The organism is Staphylococcus sp. MZ3, from assembly GCF_018622755.1.
Lineage (GTDB): Bacteria > Bacillota > Bacilli > Staphylococcales > Staphylococcaceae > Staphylococcus > Staphylococcus aureus.
The window spans coordinates 742825-767550 of record NZ_CP076026.1; the positions used below are offsets into that span (position 1 = coordinate 742825).

Annotated in this window: 23 protein-coding genes and 1 pseudogene; 15 read left to right on the forward strand and 9 right to left on the reverse strand. The window is 31.6% G+C overall.

The window, feature by feature from the left end:
• The first annotated feature begins 87 nt into the window (after positions 1–87).
• On the forward strand, positions 88–1071 hold the full coding sequence (gene csbB / locus KI230_RS03480; RefSeq protein ID WP_000702781.1) for a lipoteichoic acid-specific glycosylation protein CsbB: 984 nt from the start codon (positions 88–90) through the stop codon (positions 1069–1071).
• A gap of 71 nt (positions 1072–1142) precedes the next feature.
• Here the strand turns inward: csbB and saeS are convergent, their stop codons facing one another.
• The 8 genes from saeS to queC all read right to left on the reverse strand — a co-directional run bounded on the left by saeS (position 1143) and on the right by queC (position 6883).
• Positions 1143–2198, reverse strand: coding sequence for a two-component system sensor histidine kinase SaeS (gene saeS, locus KI230_RS03485; RefSeq protein ID WP_000244415.1), 1056 nt, complete (start codon positions 2196–2198; stop codon positions 1143–1145).
• Entirely contained in the window at positions 2198–2884 is a 687-nt protein-coding gene (gene saeR, locus KI230_RS03490) for a response regulator transcription factor SaeR (RefSeq protein WP_000149344.1), read from the reverse strand. The genes saeS and saeR overlap by 1 nt, the downstream gene beginning before the upstream one ends.
• Positions 2859–3332 (reverse strand): DoxX family membrane protein, encoded by a 474-nt coding sequence (locus KI230_RS03495; protein ID WP_214958321.1) that lies wholly within the window; start codon positions 3330–3332, stop codon positions 2859–2861. Before KI230_RS03495 ends, saeR begins: the two co-directional genes overlap by 26 nt.
• Before the next feature lie 341 nt (positions 3333–3673).
• Positions 3674–4114: a DM13 domain-containing protein gene (locus KI230_RS03500; protein ID WP_001093553.1), complete on the reverse strand. Its 441-nt coding sequence runs from the start codon at positions 4112–4114 to the stop codon at positions 3674–3676.
• Positions 4115–4393: 279 nt separating this feature from the next.
• Positions 4394–4978, reverse strand: coding sequence for a hypothetical protein (locus KI230_RS03505; RefSeq protein WP_045177943.1), 585 nt, complete (start codon positions 4976–4978; stop codon positions 4394–4396).
• A 98-nt stretch (positions 4979–5076) separates the two neighbouring features.
• Entirely contained in the window at positions 5077–5790 is a 714-nt protein-coding gene (gene queE, locus KI230_RS03510) for a 7-carboxy-7-deazaguanine synthase QueE (protein WP_001062972.1), read from the reverse strand.
• Positions 5791–5793: 3 nt separating this feature from the next.
• Positions 5794–6213 (reverse strand): 6-carboxytetrahydropterin synthase QueD, encoded by a 420-nt coding sequence (gene queD / locus KI230_RS03515; RefSeq protein ID WP_045177940.1) that lies wholly within the window; start codon positions 6211–6213, stop codon positions 5794–5796.
• Position 6214: 1 nt separating this feature from the next.
• Complete coding sequence (gene queC / locus KI230_RS03520) at positions 6215–6883, reverse strand: 7-cyano-7-deazaguanine synthase QueC (protein WP_000446724.1); 669 nt, start codon at positions 6881–6883, stop codon at positions 6215–6217.
• A 350-nt stretch (positions 6884–7233) separates the two neighbouring features.
• On the opposite strand from queC, the gene KI230_RS03525 reads away from it, so the two are divergent.
• From KI230_RS03525 to KI230_RS03585, 13 genes and pseudogenes are all read left to right on the forward strand, one after another.
• Positions 7234–7827, forward strand: coding sequence for an anthranilate synthase component II (locus KI230_RS03525; protein ID WP_000604514.1), 594 nt, complete (start codon positions 7234–7236; stop codon positions 7825–7827).
• Entirely contained in the window at positions 7811–8962 is a 1152-nt protein-coding gene (locus tag KI230_RS03530) for a chorismate-binding protein (RefSeq protein ID WP_001217790.1), read from the forward strand. The genes KI230_RS03525 and KI230_RS03530 overlap by 17 nt, the downstream gene beginning before the upstream one ends.
• On the forward strand, positions 8962–9570 hold the full coding sequence (locus KI230_RS03535; protein WP_001175781.1) for an aminotransferase class IV: 609 nt from the start codon (positions 8962–8964) through the stop codon (positions 9568–9570). Before KI230_RS03530 ends, KI230_RS03535 begins: the two co-directional genes overlap by 1 nt.
• Before the next feature lie 65 nt (positions 9571–9635).
• Positions 9636–9842, forward strand: a complete 207-nt coding sequence (locus KI230_RS03540) for a hypothetical protein (protein ID WP_001790169.1) — start codon at positions 9636–9638, stop codon at positions 9840–9842.
• Positions 9843–9929: 87 nt separating this feature from the next.
• Positions 9930–10640 carry a 5-oxoprolinase subunit B family protein gene (locus tag KI230_RS03545; protein ID WP_000708692.1) on the forward strand — a complete coding sequence of 237 codons (711 nt, stop codon included), beginning with the start codon at positions 9930–9932 and terminating at the stop codon, positions 10638–10640.
• Positions 10624–11628, forward strand: a complete 1005-nt coding sequence (locus tag KI230_RS03550; RefSeq protein ID WP_000022323.1) for a 5-oxoprolinase subunit C family protein — start codon at positions 10624–10626, stop codon at positions 11626–11628. Before KI230_RS03545 ends, KI230_RS03550 begins: the two co-directional genes overlap by 17 nt.
• 473 nt (positions 11629–12101) lie before the next feature.
• The gene (ltaS, locus tag KI230_RS03555) at positions 12102–14042 is read left to right on the forward strand and encodes a polyglycerol-phosphate lipoteichoic acid synthase LtaS (RefSeq protein WP_000098285.1); all 1941 of its coding nucleotides are present in this window, start codon (positions 12102–12104) and stop codon (positions 14040–14042) included.
• A gap of 270 nt (positions 14043–14312) precedes the next feature.
• A pseudogene (locus KI230_RS03560) lies at positions 14313–16196 on the forward strand (ABC-F family ATP-binding cassette domain-containing protein).
• Positions 16197–16207: 11 nt separating this feature from the next.
• Positions 16208–17989 (forward strand): DNA helicase RecQ, encoded by a 1782-nt coding sequence (gene recQ, locus KI230_RS03565; RefSeq protein ID WP_000983677.1) that lies wholly within the window; start codon positions 16208–16210, stop codon positions 17987–17989.
• Positions 17990–18210: 221 nt separating this feature from the next.
• Complete coding sequence (locus tag KI230_RS03570; RefSeq protein WP_000589259.1) at positions 18211–19188, forward strand: ABC transporter ATP-binding protein; 978 nt, start codon at positions 18211–18213, stop codon at positions 19186–19188.
• Complete coding sequence (locus tag KI230_RS03575; RefSeq protein ID WP_000180991.1) at positions 19181–20695, forward strand: ABC transporter permease/substrate-binding protein; 1515 nt, start codon at positions 19181–19183, stop codon at positions 20693–20695. Before KI230_RS03570 ends, KI230_RS03575 begins: the two co-directional genes overlap by 8 nt.
• 239 nt (positions 20696–20934) lie before the next feature.
• A complete protein-coding gene (hisC, locus tag KI230_RS03580; RefSeq protein WP_000663030.1) occupies positions 20935–21993 on the forward strand; it encodes a histidinol-phosphate transaminase in 1059 nt (352 codons plus the stop codon).
• A gap of 350 nt (positions 21994–22343) precedes the next feature.
• Positions 22344–22886: a 5' nucleotidase, NT5C type gene (locus tag KI230_RS03585; protein ID WP_000197271.1), complete on the forward strand. Its 543-nt coding sequence runs from the start codon at positions 22344–22346 to the stop codon at positions 22884–22886.
• A 679-nt stretch (positions 22887–23565) separates the two neighbouring features.
• On the opposite strand, the gene KI230_RS03590 is transcribed toward KI230_RS03585, so the two are convergent.
• A complete protein-coding gene (locus tag KI230_RS03590) occupies positions 23566–24483 on the reverse strand; it encodes a diacylglycerol/lipid kinase family protein (protein ID WP_045177934.1) in 918 nt (305 codons plus the stop codon).
• A 90-nt stretch (positions 24484–24573) separates the two neighbouring features.
• Here KI230_RS03590 and KI230_RS03595 point away from each other — a divergent pair, with 90 nt between their 5' ends.
• Entirely contained in the window at positions 24574–24675 is a 102-nt protein-coding gene (locus KI230_RS03595) for a hypothetical protein (RefSeq protein ID WP_031835073.1), read from the forward strand.
• Positions 24676–24726 lie beyond the last annotated feature (51 nt).

The window sequence follows — 24726 nt, forward strand, 5'->3', positions numbered from 1 at the left end:
ATTAAAATAAATGAGTTGGTTTTTACTATTTGATAAAACAATACTCAGGTACATTCAAAATCTTTTAAATAAAAAGGATGGACATAGATGAAAATTAGAGTCGTCATTCCTTGTTTTAATGAAGGGGAAGTCATTACACAAACACATCAACAATTAACTGAAATACTTTCACAAGATAGTAGTGTGAAAGGCTATGATTATAATATGCTTTTCATAGATGATGGTAGTACGGATACCACTATAGATGAAATGCAACATCTTGCCACAATAGATAGGCATGTCAGCTTTATTTCTTTTAGTAGAAATTTTGGAAAAGAAGCAGCTATGATTGCAGGTTACCAGCATAGTACTGAATTTGATGCAGTCATCATGATAGATTGTGATTTGCAACATCCACCTGAATATATTCCGAAAATGGTTGAAGGTTTTATGGAAGGCTATGATCAAGTGATTGCAAAGCGTGATAGAAGTGGTGAAAATTTTAGTCGCAAAACATTAAGCCATTTGTATTATAAGTTAGTTAATTGCTTTGTAGAAGAAGTACAATTTGATGATGGTGTTGGTGATTTTAGACTTTTAAGCCAAAGAGCTGTTAAATCCATTGCATCACTTGAAGAATATAATCGATTTTCAAAAGGGTTATTTGAATGGATAGGCTATAATACTAAAGTGTTTACGTATCAAAATGTTGAGAGACAAAAAGGGGAATCTAAGTGGTCCTTTAAAAAGTTATTTAATTATGGTATTGATGGATTGATTTCCTTTAATAGTAAACCTTTGAGAATGATGATTTATCTTGGCTTGTTTATCTTTTCAATAAGCGTGCTATATATTATCTATTTATTCATCAATATTATGATATCTGGTGTTAATATTCCAGGATATTTTTCAACGATTGCAGCTATTTTATTATTAGGCGGCATACAGTTAATTTCAATTGGTGTTGTAGGTGAATATATTGGCAGGATATATTATGAAGTTAAGGCACGTCCTAAATATATTATTCAAGCTACAAATCTTTCAAGTATTGAAAATGATGAGAAGGATACCCATAAAGTTTATTCTAAATAAACAAAAAAAGAAGCCCTCATTAATGGGAGCTTCTTTTTAGTCTTTGCATTTTATTTTATAAATAAATCGGATTATGACGTAATGTCTAATTTGTGTAATGTTACAGTCATCGTAGTTCCTACATCTATATCACTGCTTACACTGATTTTTGCGTTATTTTGTTGCGCGAGTTCATTAGCTATATATAAGCCTAATCCAGAACCACCCGTTTTTGTATTACGAGAGTTTTCTACTCTGAATGTACGTTCGAATATACGTTCTTGTAGTTCTGGTATAATGCCAATACCTTCATCGCTAATAGCAATGTCGATTGTATCTTGATCTTTGTTTTCACTAATATTAATATCAATGCGACTACCAACATTTGAAAATTTTAGCGCATTATCAAGTAAGTTTGTTAAAATACGCTCAAGTGGCGTTCGATATTGATAAAATGCATCAATTTCGCTACAGAAATTCACTTCTAATGTGCGGTTTTCATGTTTGATACGTTGCTCATATGGTTGCAATATTGATACAAGTAATTGGTCTAGTTGTATTAATTCTGGGGGATATGTTTTACCTGTATTTAAAGTGATAATATGAGTCATATCATCAAATAATGTTGATAATCTGTTTGCTTGTTTAATTAATATGTCGTATGACTCTTTAATCTCATGATCCTTTGTGATTATACCATCACGTAGTCCTTCAGAATATGAAATAATGCTTGCTAAAGGTGTTTTTAAATCATGGGCTAAGTTTTGAATCAGTTCTGTTTTTTCTTGTTGTTCGGATTTAATTTGATTCATTTGTTGCGTAATTTCAGAAGCCATTTTATTAAAAGATTGATTTAATTCATAAATTTCTTTTGGTGAATTAAACGTTTTATCATTGCTTGCGTAATTTCCGTTAGCAAATTGCTTAGTTTTTATATTAAACTGCTTAATTTTTTGTATAAGTGGATTAATAAAAATACTACATATTAATAAGGTTAAACAGCTTGTAATTATTGTCGTTAAGGTCAAAGTTAGTGTCATATGGCCGTTAAACCACATTAAAATATATGCAATTGCTAAAATAGTTGAAGTTAATAGTATACTCGATACGACGCCAATAATGATTTGACTTCTAATTGATAACACCATTATCGGCTCCTTTCAAATTTATATCCTAATCCCCATACAGTTGTGATGGTATATGTTGTAAAGCTCTCTTTTTCTAATTTTTCTCTAATACGGTGTATATGGACATTCACGGTATTAGCATCTTCGTAATAGTCATATCCCCAAACTTTTTCAAGTAATTCTGATTTAGAAATAACTTCATTTTCTCTAGAAGCTAAATACCACAATAACTCAAATTCCTTAATACGCATAGGGACTTCGTGACCATTTACAGTCACAACTTTACTTAAGTTAATAAGTGTTAATTCATCAAACGACAGTTGTTCAACTGGTTGATGATGGTATTTCTTCATTCTTGTAAGTAAATTATTAATACGTAAAACGAGTTCCCTTGGACTAAATGGTTTTTTGACATAGTCATCTGCACCTAAAGTTAAGGCGTAAATGGTATCATGTTCTTGTGTTTTGGCAGTTAAATAGATAAAGGGGATATCTAATTTTTGCCTTTTCATTTCTTTGACAATGTCGTAACCATTAACTTCTGGCATCATGATATCAAGTACCATGATATCAATATCATTTGATAGTAAAGAAATTGCTTCTTTACCGCTAGTTGTCGTTGTTACTTTGTAACCTTCATATTCAAAATAGGTTTGACAAATGTCTACAATGTCTTGTTCATCATCCACGATCAGTAAGTGGGTCATCTATTTTTTCACCTCTGTTCTTACGACCTCTAAAGTAATTAATGATTTCTTTAAGTGAAATCTGTTTTAACAATGAGTGACTCATTAGTAAAAGGATAAAGAAAGTTAATTGAAGAGGATACGTAAATATCATATCTGCTAAGATATAATTTATCATAACAAAGGCTCCAAAGAAACTAGCAGCATATGCAAAAACTCCAAAAATTAAACCTAATCCAATTGCAATCTCTCCGAGTGGGACAACAATATCAAATAATGACGTCGTATGTGCAACTATATTTGCGAAAAACCACTTATACCAATCTGGTGAATCAGTATTGTTAGCGATGACTGGTACTAAACCTTTCAGCGTAAATCCGCCCGTTAATTTTTCGTAGCCTTGCATTAACATAACAATACCTGAACCCACACGAATGATAAATGTAACGAGTAGCAATAATTTATTCATGATGTTCACATTCTTTCTATTTATTGTGTGTAATTTATATAAACATAAGATTAAGCAACATAATGCGATTTGTAGTGTTATGTGAACAGGAAGTGTTTGAGCTCATGGGCTGCTTAAGCTAAACAAACCTCAAGCTCTAAAAAAATTTACTTATGTGCTCTACAATCTTATGGGATTTAATAGTTGTATATATATTGAAAAAAGGAAAGTATGATTTCTACAAGCTAGGGGGGCTGTGAAATCATACGCTTTCCATTGAGTAATGAGTGTAATGTATATTTTTAAAATTTGTAATGTATAGTAATAGTATGTTGTAAATAAAAGTTTAACTCAGAAATTGATTATTTTAATTTAGCGCCGCCGAAGATGACGTGAGCTTTTTTACAATAGATTGTTACTTCATCATATTTGCTTAAATCTACATTTTTAAGATCAAATGTTTGTTTTTCTTTATCGTAGTCAACCATTGCGATTTCTTTACCGTTTTTAATGTCGCCATTTTTTGTTAGGTAGACGTATAAATCTGGACCTTTTGATGATTTGTAGTTAGTAAGCATTAATTTACCATTTTTAATCTCAGCTTTACCTTCAACAGTTTCACCGTTTTTAGAACTGAATGTACCTGTTAGGTGTTTTGTTTTATCAGTTTTAACATTGCTATCTTCTGACTTTGTTTTTTGTTCAGTTTTGTTACCTTGATCTTGTGAATTAGAATTACCACAAGCACCTAAAGCTAATGTTGTGATAACAGCACCAGCTGCTAAAAAATATTTTGTATTCATGCTAACTCCTCATTTCTTCAATTTGATAAGTTAAGTTTAAAATGAAGGCAAATAATATGCCATTAACTAATTCTTAACTTCGTTTAAATATCGCTTAACTAATATTGAAGAAAGAATAATTTGAAAATGAAAATAATTGTCTGATTTAAATAAATAGGAGTCAAAATAAGAGGAGGGCATTTTTTTAGGTGAGAAAATATTTATCTGAACTAGATAACACTATAAAACACTTCTGATATTTTGAACTAAGAATATCAGAAGTGTTTTATAGTTTTGGTATTAAAATTTATAAACCTTTTGCCACAATAAAAACAACAAGAAAATAAGATAGACGATTAAATACAAGTACCAATATGGTGTTAAAACCATCATAACGATAAATGAAATGTTAATAATGATAAGTCCTTTAATCATTAGTTTCTTTATTTTGTTATTATTTTCAGCAATTTCATCTAAGCTATTAAATGTTGAAATAAACAACATAATACCACCAATGATGAAAATGGCAGGGGCTAAAAATGGAATAGACATATATATTGATTGTGTACTTGAAAAGTCGGTAACACGTTGCGTTAAACTGACAACAATCGTTAATATGATAGCAATAAATTTTTGGTCTGTAATGTATACAGGTTTTAATTTTTTATCAATGTGAAACTGTAGTATCGTCCAAATGATAAACATCGTTATAGTACACAGAGTAATAAAGTTATATTTATCAATTATGAATGTATTTATAAAGGCGTTTATCGTAATAGATAACAACATTGCACTTAATGATAAATGTTGCATTTGATGCCTATATAAATTGAATCCAGTTATAAGTACGACGATAGCAATATTAATTAATATATATACAATCATGATGGACTCCTGTTCGTTATACTTCAATCAACTATTATATCAATTAATATATTGTTATTCATTAGATATGACTTGTAAAAAGTAAAATAAGTTATCCTTTATACACCTTTTTTATTACTCCAAAGTAATGTATGAAGTTGTGGTAACACATAAACGTGATTCATATCATTACTTTGCATAACTAAATCCACCAACTGCTCGTAGCGTTCTAACAACTTTTCGGTATGATTATCTACGCTGTCTGATAAATATGGGTTACCAACTTGTAAATAGAAGGGAATATCTGGATAACGGTGGTGTATCATTTTGGCAAAATCATAATCTTTATCGTCGAATACAACTACTTTTAAGTTTAATGAGGAAGGTACGCATTGTGTAATCACTTCATCTAACTTTTTTAAATCAGGTGTCATAGTTGAACTTGGTGGTTTTGGACTAATCGTTAAATCATCAATTTGTGTCATCCAAGGTTGGAATTTACTGCCTTGTGTCTCCAGTGCGCTGAAAATACCTTTATCTTGAAATAAGTCAACTAACTCTTGGATACCTTTAATTAATGCTGGGTTACCACCAGAAATTGTAACGTGATTAAATAAATCGCCACCAATTCGTTTTAATTCATCATAAATTTCTTCAGCGGTCATGAGTTTTATATCGCCTTTAGCACTACCATCCCAAGTAAATGCAGAATCACACCAGCTACAGCGATAATCACATCCAGCTGTTCTCACAAACATCGTTTTTCTACCGATTACTCGACCTTCACCCTGAATGGTTGGACCGAATATTTCGAGTACAGGAATTTTAGCCATTAGTTACACCTGTTCCTTTGGTCTAAATACAACATAACTTGTTGGTGTTTCTCTTACAAATACTTGAATACATTTTGGTTGGTGTTCGAGCGATGCCAAATTTTCTTTAACAATTTGATAAATTGTTTCCGCTACGATTTCAGTTGAAGGGATTTTATTTTTAAAAGCAGGTAAGTTATTTAACAGTTGATGGTCAAATTTACCGTGTATCATCTTTTTCAAATGGCTAAAGTTCACTAAGAAGCCAGTGTCATCTAGTTTATCACCGACAATTGTTAAATTAACAAAGTAAGTATGACCATGGACATTTTGACAAATACCTGCTTCTTGACAAGGAATGTGATGTGCAGCCGAAAAATTAAAATCTTTATTTAATTCGAATTGATATGGATGCGTTGTACTAGGATAGATTTGTTGTAACATTTTAAAGCGCTCCTTTACTTTCAAGATATTGATTTAGTCCACGTTGACGTAAATGACAAGCTGGACATTCACCACAGCCATCCCCAATGATACCGTTATAGCATGTTAATGTTTTTGTACGAATATAATCTAAAACTTCGAGTTCATCACTTAATTTCCACGTTTCTGCTTTGTTTAACCACATTAAAGGAGTATGAATGACAAAATCTTTGTCCATAGCTAGGCTTAATGTTACGTTCATTGATTTTATAAAACTATCGCGACAGTCTGGGTAGCCTGAAAAGTCTGTTTCACATACGCCTGTAATAATATGCTTAGCCCCAATTTGATAAGCTAGAGCGCCTGCAAACGACAAGAAAAGTAAATTTCTAGCTGGAACAAATGTATTAGGTATACCATCTTCATTATTAGTAATTTCCATATCATGTTGTGTTAATGCGTTTGGAGTAAGTTGTGATAATAATGACATATCTAAAACGTGATGTTTCATTCCTTGATCTTGTGCAATTTGTTTTGCGACTTCAATTTCAGTATCATGTCTTTGGCCATAATTAAACGTTACGAGTTCAACTTCTTTGAAATGTTTTTTTGCATAAAAGAGACATGTTGTACTGTCTTGACCACCACTAAAGACAACGATGGCTTTTTCATTATTTAATACACTTTCCATTTTGTAATTGCTCCTATCATTAATAATATTAATAAAGAGGTTAATGGCATTGATAAGCCCGTTTTTAATTTATAAAATAAAAAAAGCCTATCTCCATAAAAGATAGACGAAAGAAATGGGTTGCTCCTATAATATATATTAAAGGTTTACCAACGAATGTTTGAAATTTCAATGTCTAGTTTTTTATAGAGGGTTTCAGCTAGGAACCTCTGATATTCATTTATGTACGATGAATAGAATATACCATATATTAGTTAAAATCAAGGTCAGGATAATGACAATGCTTTTAAAGTTTTAGCTACATCCAATACATATTATAAAAATAAAACACATTTAGAACGGAGTATACAATGATTCTAGTCATAGATAATAATGATTCATTTACATATAATTTAATAGACTATATTAAGACTCAAACGAAACTAACAGTTCAAGTTGTTGGTATTGATAATCTGCTGATAGAAGACGTCATTAATATGAAGCCAAAAGCAATTGTTATTTCGCCTGGGCCGGGTAATCCGGATGATTATCCTATCTTGAATGAAGTGTTAGAACAATTTTATCAGCGTGTACCTATACTAGGTGTATGTTTAGGATTTCAATGTATCGTGTCTTATTTTGGTGGAAATATCATTCACGGCTATCATCCTGTACACGGACATACTACACAGTTACGCCATACCAATGAAGGTATTTTTCAAGGACTGCCTCAAAATTTCAATGTAATGCGTTATCATTCATTAATTGCTGACGGAGCGACTTTTCCAAATTGCTTAAAGATTACAGCAAAAAACGATGAAGCGATTATTATGGCATTTGAGCATATTAGATTTCCGGTTTTTGGTGTGCAATATCATCCTGAATCTATTTTGAGTGAATACGGTTATCGACAAGTTGAATTATTTTTATCGAAGGTAGGTGATTACTGTGAGAATAGAATATAATTATCGCTACTATTTAACTGAAAATGAATATAAGCAATACCATATTCAATTAAAGGGATTTATAAAGAAGTATGTTGCTACTAAGTTGGCTGATGTGGGAGAAGTGATACACTTTGCACAAGCGCAGCAACGACAAGGTAGATATGTCTCGTTATATTTAAGTTACGAAGCGGCAAAGTATTTTAATCATGTTATGTGTACACATTCATTAGCTAAAGATGATATTTATGCAGTAGCTTATAGTTTTGAAAAAGCGGAAAGCATAAATTCAACATATGAACATCAAACTTCTTATGTATCAAAGCATCATTTTTCATTTGTTGAATCTTCTGAGGTTATGATGACTAATATTAAACGTGTCCAACAAGCAATTGTTGAAGGCGAAACGTATCAAGTGAACTATACGGCGCGCTTAACAGATAACATTTATTATCCTATTAGTACTTTATATGAACGATTAACTCAATTTAGTAATGGTAATTATACTGCGTTATTACAAACAGATGAAATCCAAGTAGCGTCTATCTCACCAGAATTATTTTTTCAAAAAGGACAATTTAACAATGTCGATAACGTTATCATAAGCAAACCGATGAAAGGGACAATGCCTAGAGGTAAAATGGAAGCTGAAGATCAACAGTATTATAAAACATTGCAAACTTCTTCGAAAGATCGTGCAGAAAATGTCATGATTGTTGATTTACTAAGAAACGATATAGGGAGAATATCACAGAGTGGCTCAATTAAGGTGTATAAACTATTTTTTATTGAGGCATATAAAACTGTATTTCAAATGACTTCGATGGTAAGTGGAACTTTAAAAAATAATACAGACTTAACTCAAATTTTAACATCGTTATTTCCTTGTGGTTCGATTACAGGTGCACCGAAACTGAATACAATGAAATATATTAAACAATTAGAAAGTTCACCTCGTGGTATATACTGCGGAGCAATTGGACTATTACTTCCAACTGAAGATGATAAAATGATTTTTAATATTCCGATTCGTACTATTGAGTATAAATATGGACAAGCGATTTATGGAGTCGGAGCAGGTATTACAATTGATTCTAAGCCAAAAGATGAAGTGAATGAATTTTACGCAAAAACCAAGATTTTGGAGATGTTATAATGCAATTATTTGAAACAATGAAAATTGATAATGGACATATCCCTAGACTTACTTATCATACTAATCGCATAAAATGTTCTTCTGAGCGATTAAACTTTAAATTTGATGAACATGCATGGCGAAATGAATTAAACGATGTAACAACAAAGTATCACAGTGGTCAATATAGACTTAAAATCGTATTAAATGCTGAAAGTAAATTTGAAACGATAGTGTCACCTTTACCTGAGAAAAGTAGTTTTACAGCAAAATTTCAAGTGTTGCCCAAAGTAGTTAATCCAACTTTTATAAAAAATAAAACGACAGAACGAAAGCATTTAGCTCACAATCATGAAACAGATTTAATATTGCTAACTTCAGAGGACGGCAAGGTCCTTGAATTTGATATTGGCAACATTGTCATTGAAGAGGATGGAAAATGGTACACACCAAGTTATAAAGATGATTTCTTAAAAGGATGCATGCGTGATTATTTAATAGATAGTGACAAACTTGTTGAAAAAGACTTTAATAAAAACGAATTGATTTATAAATATCATAACAATGAGATACGTTTATTTTTGATAAATAGTTTACGAGAGGTTGCCGATGTCCACCTTTGCCTTTAAAATTAGTATGATAATAATGTAGAAAATGATGTGAAAACAAATTTAAAAATTAAATGGGGCCAAATATGATTATTGTTTATATTGTGCTGTTGTTAATTCTTGTATACGTAAATTATCGATTAGTGAATCGATTGCTATCTGAAAATAGAATATATGTTGTTCGTTTGATAGCAACAATTACTACTGTTATAAGCTTTATCCTTGTATACGCATTAATTCACGAACTCATGCCTTTTGTTGTGCGGGCAATGGATTTAATGTATCACCAGTAAATTTAGTGAGTAGGTAAAATGAACTATTCAATCGATTCTATAATTAAAAATCAAAGTAAAGTAACCAAATATTGAAGAGGTGTACAAATGAAAATATATAGTCAAGGTGACCAAGCCATTGTAGTCGCAATTGAAAAAGAAGTATCTAAAAGTTTAACCGAAGATTTATTAACACTTCGCTCATATTTAATTGAACAAAATTATCCATTTATTATAGAAATTGTGCCATCAGAATCAGACATGATGATTGTCTATGACGCAAGGGATATGATTAAACACCATAATATACAATCACCTTTTTTATACATGAAAGCACTAATAGAATCGATTCATTTAAACATAAAACATGATTTTAACCAGCAAGATTTGATTGAAATACCAATTGTGTATGGTTCGAAATATGGTCCGGATTTAGAATCACTTTTAAAACATTACAAAATCAAGCTAGAAACTTTTATTGAATTACATTCTAAGGCGCAATATTTTGTTTCGATGATGGGATATTCACCTGGGTTTCCTTATTTAACTGGATTAAATAAGAAATTGTATATTAATCACACGAGTAAACAGAAAAAATTCATTCCAGCTGGTTCTGTAGTACTTGAAGGGAAAAAATGCGGTATTGTAACAACGGATACAATTAATGATTGGTTAGTTATTGGTTATACACCATTATCACTTTTTAATCCGAAAGAATCAGATTTCGCACGCTTAAAGTTAGGCGATAATATTAAATTTAGACCTATCAATGAAAATGAATTAGAAGTAGGAGCGTTTAAAGATGTCAATCATAATTGAAAAAAGTGGCTTATTCAGTAGCTTTCAGGACTTTGGTAGAAGGGGATATGAACATGATGGTGTAATTCCATGTGGTGCACTTGATACTTTAGCACATGAAATTGCTAATCGATTAGTTGCTAATGACAAGAATGAAGCAACTTTGGAAATGACTAATAAAATGGCAACGATTCGTTTTACAGAACCTACGCTGATTGCATTAGCAGGGGGTAATGTCAAAGCTTACACTGAGCATATGACTATATCTCCATATAAATTGTATTTGTTAGATAAAGGCGATGTTTTAAAGTTTAGAGAAACAAGTTATACATCGCGAGTGTATTTAGCTGTGGGAGGCGGATTTGAATTAGATGCATGGTTAGGATCTAACTCAACCGACTTTAATGTAAAAATTGGTGGTTTTAAAGGTAGAACATTACAAGATGGCGATGAAATAAAGCTTAAGAGAGATTATACAGCTCGTCATCATAAGTTATTTGAAAACCTTGCTCACACGAAACAAACAGATTGGGGTATTGATGGATACGCCTTGTCATTTAATTATATGTCTGATGTATTTCATGTCGTTAAAAATAAAGGTACGGAAGATTTTAAAGAAGATGCCATTCAAAGATTTGTGAAACATGATTATAAAGTAACGAGCAAAGCAAATCGCATGGGAATGATGCTTGAAGGTGAAAAAATCAAAGCTTTTTATGAAGATATGCCGCCGTATCAGACTGTCAAAAAAGGAACGATACAAATTAAGCGTGATGGCACACCTATTATCTTATTAAATGATCATTATACGTTAGGTAGCTACCCGCAAATCGGTACAATCGCAAGTTATCATTTAACGAAATTAGCACAAAAACCGCAAGGATCACGTTTGAAATTTCAATTTATAGATATTTTAACGGCTGAAAAGAACCTTGTTAAGTATAGTAACTGGTTAAACCAATTATTCCATGGAATAGAATATAGAATGCAATTAGAAATGATGAAATAATATTTGGTACGTAGCTCATACTCGAGTCCGATGCAAATAATTTCCTCCTAATGTATAATGAAATAATACTGTGTTTTATCTGTGAAATGTATCATATTCTAATTCGTTTCACAGTAAAATGAAAAGATGAAGTGTGTTTTTACTTGAATTTTGACTAAAATTACTCTATATTTATTAATTGAGCTATGCTTATTATTACAATTTGATTACAAATTTTAAATTTGTTAATTGAATGATAATATTAAATAAAGAAACTTACACAAGCAAATATGAGTTGTAGCCCAAAATACTTGTTAAATCAAAGTTGAAAGCTACAAATAATGAAAATTATAAACTTGAATCTGAAAGTAATTACTATAATTATGACAATGTTAACTTTTAAACGCACTTATTAATTAACTACATAATGTTAATATCTAATTTATTCAAGTACTTTCGCAAGATTTATTATCTAAATAACGGGGGAAAGAATCATGAGTTCACAAAAAAAGAAAATTAGTCTTTTTGCGTTCTTCTTATTAACCGTAATAACGATTACCTTGAAGACGTATTTTTCTTATTATGTTGATTTTTCTTTAGGTGTTAAAGGTTTAGTACAAAACTTAATATTATTGATGAATCCTTATAGTTTAGTAGCACTGGTTTTAAGTGTGTTCCTATTCTTTAAAGGCAAAAAAGCATTTTGGTTCATGTTCATAGGCGGCTTCTTATTGACGTTCCTATTATATGCCAATGTTGTGTACTTTAGATTCTTCTCGGATTTTTTAACGTTTAGTACTTTAAACCAAGTAGGTAACGTAGAATCTATGGGTGGTGCGGTTAGTGCATCATTCAAATGGTATGACTTTGTTTATTTCATTGATACGTTAGTTTACTTATTCATTTTAATATTTAAAACAAAATGGTTAGACACAAAAGCATTTAGTAAGAAATTTGTTCCTGTCGTAATGGCGGCTTCAGTAGCATTATTCTTCTTAAACTTAGCTTTTGCTGAAACTGACAGACCAGAATTATTAACACGTACATTTGACCATAAATATTTAGTGAAATATTTAGGACCGTATAACTTTACAGTATACGATGGTGTTAAAACTATCGAAAATAATCAACAAAAAGCGTTAGCATCTGAAGATGACTTAACAAAAGTATTAAATTATACGAAACAACGTCAAACAGAGCCTAACCCAGAATATTATGGGGTGGCAAAGAAGAAAAATATTATTAAGATTCATTTAGAAAGTTTCCAAACCTTCTTAATTAATAAAAAGGTTAATGGTAAAGAAGTAACACCGTTTTTAAACAAATTATCAAGTGGGAAAGAGCAATTCACATACTTCCCTAACTTTTTCCATCAAACAGGTCAAGGTAAAACATCTGACTCTGAATTTACAATGGATAACAGTTTATACGGTTTACCGCAAGGTTCTGCCTTTTCATTAAAAGGAGATAATACGTATCAGTCACTACCAGCAATTTTAGATCAAAAGCAAGGCTACAAATCTGATGTCATGCACGGTGACTATAAAACATTCTGGAACAGAGACCAAGTATATAAACACTTTGGTATCGATAAATTCTATGATGCAACATACTATGACATGTCTGATAAAAACGTTGTAAACTTAGGCTTGAAAGACAAAATTTTCTTTAAAGATTCTGCTAATTATCAAGCTAAGATGAAATCACCATTCTATTCTCATTTAATTACTTTGACTAACCACTATCCATTCACATTAGATGAAAAGGATGCGACTATTGAGAAGTCAAACACAGGTGATGCAACAGTTGATGGTTATATTCAAACAGCGCGTTATTTAGACGAAGCATTAGAAGAATATATTAATGACTTGAAGAAAAAAGGATTATATGACAATTCAGTGATTATGATTTATGGTGACCACTATGGTATCTCTGAAAACCATAACAATGCCATGGAAAAACTATTAGGTGAAAAAATCACACCAGCTAAATTTACAGATTTAAACAGAACTGGTTTCTGGATTAAAATCCCTGGTAAATCTGGTGGTATCAATAATGAATATGCTGGTCAAGTCGATGTAATGCCAACAATTTTACATTTGGCTGGTATAGATACGAAGAATTATTTAATGTTCGGTACTGATTTATTCTCTAAAGGTCATAATCAAGTAGTTCCATTCAGAAATGGTGACTTTATAACAAAAGATTATAAATATGTTAATGGTAAGATTTATTCTAATAAAAATAATGAACTCATAACTACTCAACCAGCTGATTTCGAAAAGAATAAAAAGCAAGTTGAAAAAGATCTCGAAATGAGTGACAACGTGCTTAATGGTGATTTGTTTAGATTCTACAAAAATCCAGACTTCAAAAAGGTAAATCCTTCGAAGTATAAATATGAAACAGGACCTAAAGCAAACTCTAAAAAATAATATCTAAACACGAACTCGGATTGATAAAATATCAATCCGGGTTTTTATTATGTTCTTTTATATTATGTTTTACATTATATGTGTTGATAAAAAGGTATATTATAAAGATCATTAGCATAGTCATCAAAGCCTTATCAATTTTTATTTATAGTTGAAGCAACAATATATTAAATTATGACACTTAACGGTATCGATTTCTTTTGATTTCAAAAAGGTGTATAATGTATAGAACTGATTTAAGTACGTAGAGATTTCAACAGAAGAAGGAAGATGGGTATGGAAGCATATAAAATTGAACATTTAAATAAATCTTATGCCGATAAGACTATATTCGATAACCTAGATTTATCAATTTCAGAAGGTGAAAAAATAGGTTTGGTAGGCATAAATGGTACAGGGAAAAGTACGTTGTTAAAAGTAATTGGTGGTATTGATGATGATTTTACAGCCAATGTTATGCATCCAAATCAATATCGAATTCGATATTCGTCTTAGAAACAGGACCTTAATGAAGATATGACAGTTTTTGATGCAGTATTAAGTTCTGATACAACAACTTTACGTATCATCAAGCAATATGAGCAGGCAGTACAAGCTTATGCGGATGACCAAAGTGATAAATTGTTCAAGCGAATGATGGATGCGCAAGATGCTATGGATCAACATGATGCTTGGGACTATAACGCTGAAATTAAAACAATCCTCTCAAAACTAGGTATACATGATACTACTAAATACATTAAAGAATTATCCGGCGGACAACAAAAACGTGTTGTACTTGCTAAAACATTAATAGAACAACCAGATTTATTGTTATTAGATGAACCTACGAACCATTTAGACTTCGAATCAATCAGCTGGTTGATCAATTATGTGAAGCAATATCCTCATACAGTTTTATTCGTAACCCATGATCGATATTTTTTAAATGAAGTTTCCACTAGAATTATTGAACTAAACAGAGGTAAGTTAGCGTCATATCCTGGTAACTATGAATCTTATATTGAAATGCGCGCTGAAAGAGAAGTAACACTTCAAAAGCAACAACAAAAGCAACGAGCTTTATATAAGGAAGAACTTGCTTGGATGAGGGCTGGAGCTAAGGCTCGTACTACAAAGCAACAAGCTAGAATTAATCGATTTAATGACCTAGAAAATGAAGTTAACCAGCAATATAAAGACGATAAAGGTGAATTGAATCTTGCTTATTCAAGATTAGGTAAGCAAGTGTTCGAATTAGAAGACTTATCAAAGGCTATTAATGATAAAGTATTATTTGAACATCTGACGGAAATTATTCAAAAAGGTGAGCGTATTGGTGTTGTTGGGCCAAATGGAGCTGGTAAAACAACACTCTTAAATATTTTGAGTGGAGAAGACCAACAATTCGAAGGTAAATTGAAGACTGGGCAGACGGTTAAAGTAGCTTATTTTAAGCAAACAGATGAGACCCTGGATAGAGATATTCGTATGATTGATTATTTAAGAGAAGAAAGTGAGATCGCAAAAGAAAAAGATGGAACCTCGGTATCTATTACACAACTTCTTGAACGATTTTTATTTCCAAGTGCAACTCATGGTAAAAAAGTTTATAAATTATCTGGTGGAGAGCAAAAGCGTTTGTATTTATTACGTCTACTCGTACACCAGCCAAATGTTCTGTTGTTAGATGAACCGACAAATGATTTAGATACTGAGACCTTAACAATACTTGAAGATTATATTCATACTTTCGGTGGTACAGTGATTACCGTAAGCCATGATCGCTACTTCTTAAATAAAGTTGCACAGTCATATTGGTTTATTCATGATGGTCAGATGGAAAAGATTATCGGAACTTTTGAAGATTATGAAAGTTATAAAAAATCATTAGATAAAAATAAATCCACATTGAAGCAACACTCTAAATCTTCTACAACTGTACGTAAGAAAAATGGTTTATCATATAAAGAAAAATTAGAATATGAACAATTGATGAAACGCATAGAACAAGCGGAAGTAAGAATGGAAGAAATTGATGTGCTCATGATTGAGGCAAGTGCAGATTATGGGAAAATTAAAGAACTAAACGAAGAAAAAGAACAACTTGAAATTCAATATGATTTAGACATCACAAGATGGAGTGAGTTAGAAGAAATTAAAGAACAACAATAAGGGGTCAATTTATGATGCAACAAACATTATCGCATTACTTTGGGTATGAAACGTTTCGACCAGGACAAGAAGAAATTATTAGCAAAGTATTAGACCATCGTAATGTGCTTGGTGTCTTACCAACTGGTGGAGGTAAGTCTATATGCTATCAAGTACCAGGTTTATTGTTAGGTGGTACAACAATTGTAATAAGTCCACTAATATCATTAATGAAAGATCAAGTGGATCAATTAAAAGCGATGGGAATTCAAGCTGCTTTTTTAAATAGTAGTTTGACTCAAAAAGAGCAACAACGTATTGAAAAAGCATTATCAAATGGAGAAATTCAATTTTTGTATGTTGCACCAGAACGATTTGAAAACCGATATTTTTTAAATATGCTTCAGCGCATAAAGATTCACTTAGTCGCGTTTGATGAAGCGCATTGTATATCTAAATGGGGACATGATTTCAGACCGAGTTATCAAAACGTCATTTCTAAAGTATTTACGTTACCTCAAGATTTTACAATAATAGCGTTGACAGCAACTGCCACGGTTGAAGTACAGCAAGATATTAGAGAAAAGTTAAATATCGCTCAAACTGATCAAATTAAAACGAGTACTAAGCGTAGAAACTTAATTTTTAAAGTAAATCCTACTTATCAACGTCAAAAATTTATATTGGATTATATTAAAACACACGATGAAGATGCAGGTATTATTTATTGTTCTACACGTAAGCAAGTTGAAGAGCTTCAAGAAGCCTTAGAAAGTCAGAAAATTGAAAGTGTTATATATCATGCAGGTTTGAGCAATAAAGAAAGAGAAGAAGCGCAGAATGATTTCTTATTTGATCGTGTTAAAGTAGTCGTTGCTACAAATGCTTTTGGTATGGGTATTGATAAATCCAATGTACGCTTTGTTATTCATTATAATATGCCTGGAGATTTAGAATCTTATTATCAAGAAGCGGGTCGTGCAGGTCGTGACGGATTGAAAAGTGAATGTATTTTGTTATTTAGCGAACGCGATATCAATTTACACGAGTATTTTATAACAGTCTCTCAAGCTGATGATGACTATAAAGATAAAATGGGCGAAAAGTTAACTAAAATGATTCAATATACAAAAACAAAAAAATGTCTAGAAGCAACAATTGTCCATTATTTTGAACCGAATGAAAAATTAGAAGAATGTGAACAATGTAGTAATTGTGTTCAACAAGATAAATCATATAATATGACACAAGAAGCTAAGATGATTATTAGTTGCATCGCTCGTATGAAACAACAAGAGAGTTATAGTGTTATCATTCAAGTGTTAAGAGGAGAGTCAACAGATTATATTAAGTATAAAGGTTATGACCAAATTTCAACCCATGGTTTAATGAAAGGTTACACAACATCAGAATTAAGTCACTTAATAGATGAATTAAGATTCAAAGGGTTCTTAAATGAAAATGATGAAATATTAATGTGTGATACTTCAATTAAAAAATTACTCAGTAATGAAGTAGAAGTATTCACAACACCATTTAAGCAAAAAGCGACTGAAAAAGTATTTATAAATACGGTTGAAGGGGTTGACCGAGTATTATTCAGTCAGTTGGTAGAAGTTCGTAAAAAGTTAAGTGACAAATTAACGATAGCACCTGTAAGTATATTTTCTGATTACACGTTGGAGGAATTTGCTAAACGTAAGCCTGCTTCGAAACAAGATATGATTAATATTGATGGCGTAGGTAGTTACAAATTAAAACATTATTGTCCAGCATTTTTAGAAACGATTCAAAATTATAAAGCCAAAGTATAGTGAAGGCACCTAGTAAGCATTCCTTGTTTTACTGGGTGTTTTTTTGAATTCAAGGTAAAATAACACTATTTCTTAACTGGAGATTACCTATTATTCATTATTTTATTAAAAAAGTTCAAGGATAAATCATTTAAATTTGAAAATTGTAATAAACGTGGTTAAATAGGGAATACATACATATAATCTCGGTTTTATGCTATGAGAAAAAAAGAGGTGGCAAAGTGATTAAGTTTAAAAATGTAACTAAGCGTTATGGCAAACATGTTGCTGTCGATAACATTAGTTTCAATATTAATGAGGGTGAATTTTTTGTACTAATTGGACCTTCAGGTTGTGGAAAAACTACGACATTAAAAATGATTAATCGACTCATTCACTTAAGTGAAGGTTATATTTATTTTAAAGATAAACCAATAAGTGATTATCCAGTATACGAAATGCGTTGGGATATTGGATACGTATTGCAGCAGATTGCATTATTCCCACATATGACAATCAAAGAAAATATTGCACAAGTGCCACAAATGAAAAAGTGGAAAGAAAAAGATATAGATAAAAGAGTAGATGAATTACTTGAAATGGTTGGATTAGAACCTGAAAAATATAAAAACAGAAAACCTGATGAATTGTCAGGGGGGCAACGACAACGTGTAGGAGTTATACGTGCGTTAGCAGCTGATCCACCAGTTATTTTAATGGATGAACCGTTTAGTGCATTAGACCCAATCAGCCGAGAAAAACTTCAAGATGATTTAATTGAATTACAAACTAAAATTAAGAAGACAATCATATTTGTTACACATGATATTCAAGAGGCGATGAAACTTGGTGATAAGATTTGTCTTTTGAATGAAGGGCATATTGAACAAATTGACACACCAGAAGGATTTAAAAATAATCCTCAAAGTGAATTTGTTAAACAATTTATGGGTAGTCATTTAGAAGATGATGCGCCATGTGTTGAAGAGAACGCAATTATCCGTGACTTGGATATTATGAAACCAATCGATGAGGTTACATCTATGAGCGCTTATCCAATTGTTTATGACAATCAACCAATTGAAGTATTGTATCAACTTTTATCAGAGAGAGAGCGTGTCATTGTCATGCAAGAAGATAGCGTAGGTCAATATGTTATTGATAGGAAAGATATCTTCAAATATTTGTCCCAGAAAAAGGAGGTAGCTCAACATGACTAACTTTTTCGACATATTGAGTGAACGTAAGGGGCAACTCTTTTCGACAATGATAGAACATATTCAAATATCATTTATCGCATTATTGATTGCAACTGCTATTGCGGTACCATTAGGTATTTTATTAACGAAGACTAAAACGATATCTGAAATCGTAATGAATATTGCGGCAATTCTTCAAACCATACCATCGTTGGCATTATTAGGTTTAATGATTCCTTTATTTGGTATCGGTCGTGTGCCAGCAATTATTGCACTTGTAGTGTATGCGTTGTTACCAATTTTAAGGAATACGTATACTGGAATTAAAGAAGTTGATCCATCACTCATTGAAGCGGCTAAAGGTATAGGTATGAAACCATTTAGACGTTTAACTAAAGTCGAACTTCCGATAGCAATGCCTGTTATAATGGCTGGTGTAAGAACGGCTATGGTATTAATTATAGGTACAGCAACACTAGCAGCATTAATTGGTGCAGGCGGACTAGGAGATTTAATTTTATTAGGTATAGACCGTAACAATGCATCGTTGATATTATTAGGTGCAATTCCAGCAGCCTTATTGGCAATTATATTTGATTTAATTTTAAGATTTATGGCTAAATTATCTTATAAAAAGTTATTGATGACGTTAGGTGTTATAGTGATGATTATTATACTGGCTATCGCTATTCCTATGTTTGCACAAAAAGGTGATAAAATTACGTTAGCTGGAAAGCTTGGCTCCGAGCCATCGATTATTACAAATATGTATAAAATTTTAATAGAAGAAGAGACCAAAAATACTGTAGAAGTGAAAGATGGTATGGGCAAAACAGCATTTTTATTTAATGCTTTAAAATCTGACGATATAGATGGGTATTTAGAATTTACTGGAACAGTTTTAGGTGAATTAACAAAAGAACCATTGAAGTCAAAAGAAGAGAAAAAAGTTTATGAACAAGCTAAGCAAAGTCTTGAAAAGAAATATCAAATGACTATGTTAAAACCAATGAAGTATAACAATACGTATGCTTTAGCTGTAAAACGTGATTTTGCTAAACAACATAATATACGTACAATTGGTGATTTAAATAAGGTTAAAGATCAACTTAAACCAGGATTTACATTGGAATTTAATGATCGTCCAGATGGTTACAAAGCTGTTCAAAAGGCTTATAATTTAAATTTAGATAACATACGTACAATGGAACCTAAGTTGAGATATCAAGCGATCAATAAAGGTAATATTAATTTAATAGATGCATATTCAACTGACGCTGAATTAAAACAATATGATATGGTTGTGTTAAAAGATGATAAGCACGTATTTCCACCATATCAAGGAGCACCATTATTTAAAGAAAGCTTTTTAAAGAAACATCCAGAAATTAAGAAACCGTTAAACAAACTAGAAAACAAAATATCTGATGAAGATATGCAAATGATGAACTATAAAGTAACAGTTAAAAATGAAGACCCATATACAGTTGCGAAAGATTATTTAAAAGCAAAAGGGTTAATCAAATAACGACCAACGCCACATAAGATGCGTAACACCAAATTATATCTTATGTGGCGTTGTTATATTTAAATCTATAATTATGTTCAATTTAAACATGCAATAATGATTAAAAAATATGACATGTTAAACACAATGTAAGCTATTATGATGTGAAAATAGTAGCATTGCATTTTAGAAACATAGAGCGATATAATGAATATAAGTTTTTTAAAATTTCAGTTAATTCTAAGGAGGTTGTTTTTATTATGAAAGAACAACTTAATCAACTATCAGCATATCAGCCTGGTTTATCTCCAAGGGCATTGAAAGAAAAGTATGGCATTGAAGGAGATTTATATAAACTTGCATCAAATGAAAATTTGTATGGACCATCGCCTAAAGTTAAAGAAGCGATATCAGCACACTTAGATGAGTTATATTATTATCCTGAAACAGGATCACCGACATTAAAAGCGGCGATTAGTAAACATTTAAATGTAGATCAATCACGCATTTTATTTGGTGCGGGATTAGATGAAGTTATATTAATGATTTCTAGAGCTGTATTAACGCCAGGGGATACTATTGTTACAAGTGAAGCGACATTCGGTCAATATTATCACAATGCGATTGTTGAATCAGCTAATGTGATACAAGTACCTTTAAAAGATGGTGGCTTCGATTTAGAAGGTATTTTAAAAGAAGTTAATGAAGATACGTCATTGGTATGGTTATGTAATCCAAATAATCCTACAGGTACATATTTTAATCATGAGAGCTTAGATTCGTTTTTATCTCAAGTACCTCCACATGTACCAGTAATTATAGATGAAGCTTATTTTGAATTTGTGACAGCAGAGGACTACCCGGATACACTTGCTTTGCAACAAAAATATGACAATGCTTTCTTATTACGTACATTTTCAAAGGCGTATGGATTAGCGGGTTTACGTGTAGGATATGTGGTAGCAAGTGAACATGCGATTGAAAAATGGAACATCATTAGACCACCATTTAATGTGACACGTATATCTGAATACGCAGCAGTTGCAGCACTTGAAGATCAACAATATTTAAAAGAGGTAACACATAAAAATAGTGTTGAACGCGAAAGATTTTATCAATTACCTCAAAGTGAGTATTTCTTGCCAAGTCAAACGAATTTTATATTTGTAAAAACAAAGCGGGTAAATGAACTTTATGAAGCACTTTTAAATGTAGGGTGTATTACGCGACCATTTCCAACTGGTGTTAGAATTACAATTGGTTTTAAAGAACAAAATGATAAAATGTTAGAAGTTTTATCAAACTTTAAATACGAATAGTAAGTGGGGAGTGGGACAGAAATGATATTTTCGCAAAATTTATTTCGTCGTCCCACCCCAACTTGCATTGTCTGTAGAAATTGGGAATCCAATTTCTCTTTGTTGGGGCCCCGCCGGCAAGGTTGACTAGAATTGAAAAAAGCTTGTTACAAGCGCATTTTCGTTCAGTCAACTACTGCCAATATAACTTTGTAGAGCATTGAACATTGATTTATGTCTCAAGCTCAATGCAGTGTGAATGATGAGGTGAGAGTATTCAGTGTAAAAAGCAACAATAGATGATATTGTTTTGTATCAATTGCTTTTTTGCTATACTGAATCAATACTGATATTTTGAGGAGAAGATTAAAATGACCCGTAAATCAATCGCGATTGATATGGATGAAGTATTGGCAGATACATTAGGAGAAATCATTGATGCTGTCAATTTTAGAGCGGATTTAGGTATTAAAATGGAAGCTTTGAATGGTCAAAAACTTAAACATGTTATTCCTGAACATGATGGATTAATTACAGAAGTATTGAGAGAACCAGGCTTCTTCAGACATCTTAAAGTGATGCCGTATGCACAAGAAGTTGTGAAAAAATTAACTGAACATTATGATGTATATATTGCTACAGCAGCAATGGATGTACCAACATCATTTAGTGATAAATATGAATGGTTACTAGAGTTCTTTCCATTTTTAGATCCTCAGCATTTTGTTTTTTGTGGTAGAAAAAACATCGTTAAAGCTGATTATTTAATAGATGACAATCCTAGACAGCTTGAAATTTTTACTGGTACACCGATTATGTTTACAGCAGTGCATAATATTAATGATGATCGATTTGAACGCGTAAATAGCTGGAAAGATGTAGAACAGTATTTTTTAGATAATATTGAGAAATAAAATATATCACTTGAAAAATTTCATGTAGAAAAGATGATGGATAGGCTATAAAGTAATTGTGACTGAGATGAACTTTTATGTCTTAGACACTACAACACTATATTGGCAGTAGTTGACTGCGGGGCCCCAACATAGAGAAATTGGAACGCCAATTTCTACAGACAATGCAAGTTGGCGGGGCCCCAACATAGAGAAATTGGAACGCCAATTTCTACAGACAATGCAAGTTGGGGTGGGCCCCAACATAAAGAAATACTTTTTCTTTAGAAATTAGTATTTCTTATGCATGAGTGTAACTCATGCATTCATATTTTTAAGTACACATTAGCTGTGACTAATGATAAAGAATCGCTACATAATCAATCATTAGTCGTTCTTTATCATTTCCGTCCCGCTCTCAATAAATGTTAGTCTATCTCATTATTATAAATCGGATGAATGTGTTAATCTATGGCAGATTACACGTCATCCGATTTTTTATAGAATTTGAAAAAGACGCATAAACCACTATGATTTAAAATACAACATCAATCATTTTAGTGGCATGCGCCAAAATTATATGTCTGTTTTTGAAACAGGGTAATAGCTTAAAGCTAATAAAAACGAATATAAGGTGCGTTGAATCTTATGATTACACTCCAAACCTAATATAATATCGGGTCAAGATCATTCCGGATGCTTACAAATCATTGACAGTAAGTAACTGAATGGCATTTGGTATAACCTCAATATCAATAGGTGTTTCTAATGAAATTTCGCCATCAATATCAACTTTCATTGCTGGATCTGTTGTAAGTGAAATCTTTTTACCAGGTATATGCTCAATACCTTGAGTAATTTCATTCCAATTCATGCTATCACGCTTTTTAAAAATATCATTTAAAATACTGAAACTTTGTTCATTAAAAATGAAAGTGTTCAGTTCACCATCTTGAGGAGACAAATCAGTCAATGGTATACGACTACCACCAATGAATGGACCATTTGCTGTTAGTATCATGGTCGTTTCGCCAGAATATGTCTTATCATCTATTGATAATTGATAATTAAATTGTGTTGGATTTAGCAGTGTTTTGACAGTTGATCCAATATAACTCAATTTACCAAATATATCTTTTGAACCATCTTGTACGTTTTCAGCGTTTTGAACAATGAGACCTAAGCCAACAAAGTTGAGTGCATATTGATTATTTATTTTAATTACATCGTATGTACCAACTTGTGCAGAAATCATTTGTTCACTAGCTTGTTTATGATTAGGTGCTATATTTAGCGTTTTTGTAAAATCATTAAAAGTACCGCCTGGTAAAATGCCAATAGGGAGTTGAAGATTATGTGCCATAACACCGTTTATAAGTTCGTTAACCGTGCCATCACCGCCAAGAATAAATAATATATCTACATCTTTTGCATAGTTTTTAGTTTTGATTTCTTGGCAATATTTAATAATGTCACCTTCGTTTTCACTCAATTGAATAGAAAGATGCTTACAAATTGAACTTAATGCTGTTGTAACTTCCCCAATACCTTGATTAATATTTTTTAATCCACTATGTTCATGGTAAAAGAGGACACCATGTGTATATTTATTTTCCATAGTTTAGCCTACTTTCTAAAAATTGGTTCATTAAATATATATACCCACTTTTAATTGTTAATACCAAAAATATGTTTTTAAATAGAGAAAATGGTAATAACTGACATTGATGTCTATAGAGTGGGACGAGAAAAAATAGTTATAGCTGTCTATAACGAGCATATTAAGCTTTTATTTATACTGATATCTTGAATTTAATTAATAGAAACCTATAAAAAAACAGTAAGCCATTTAAATGACTTA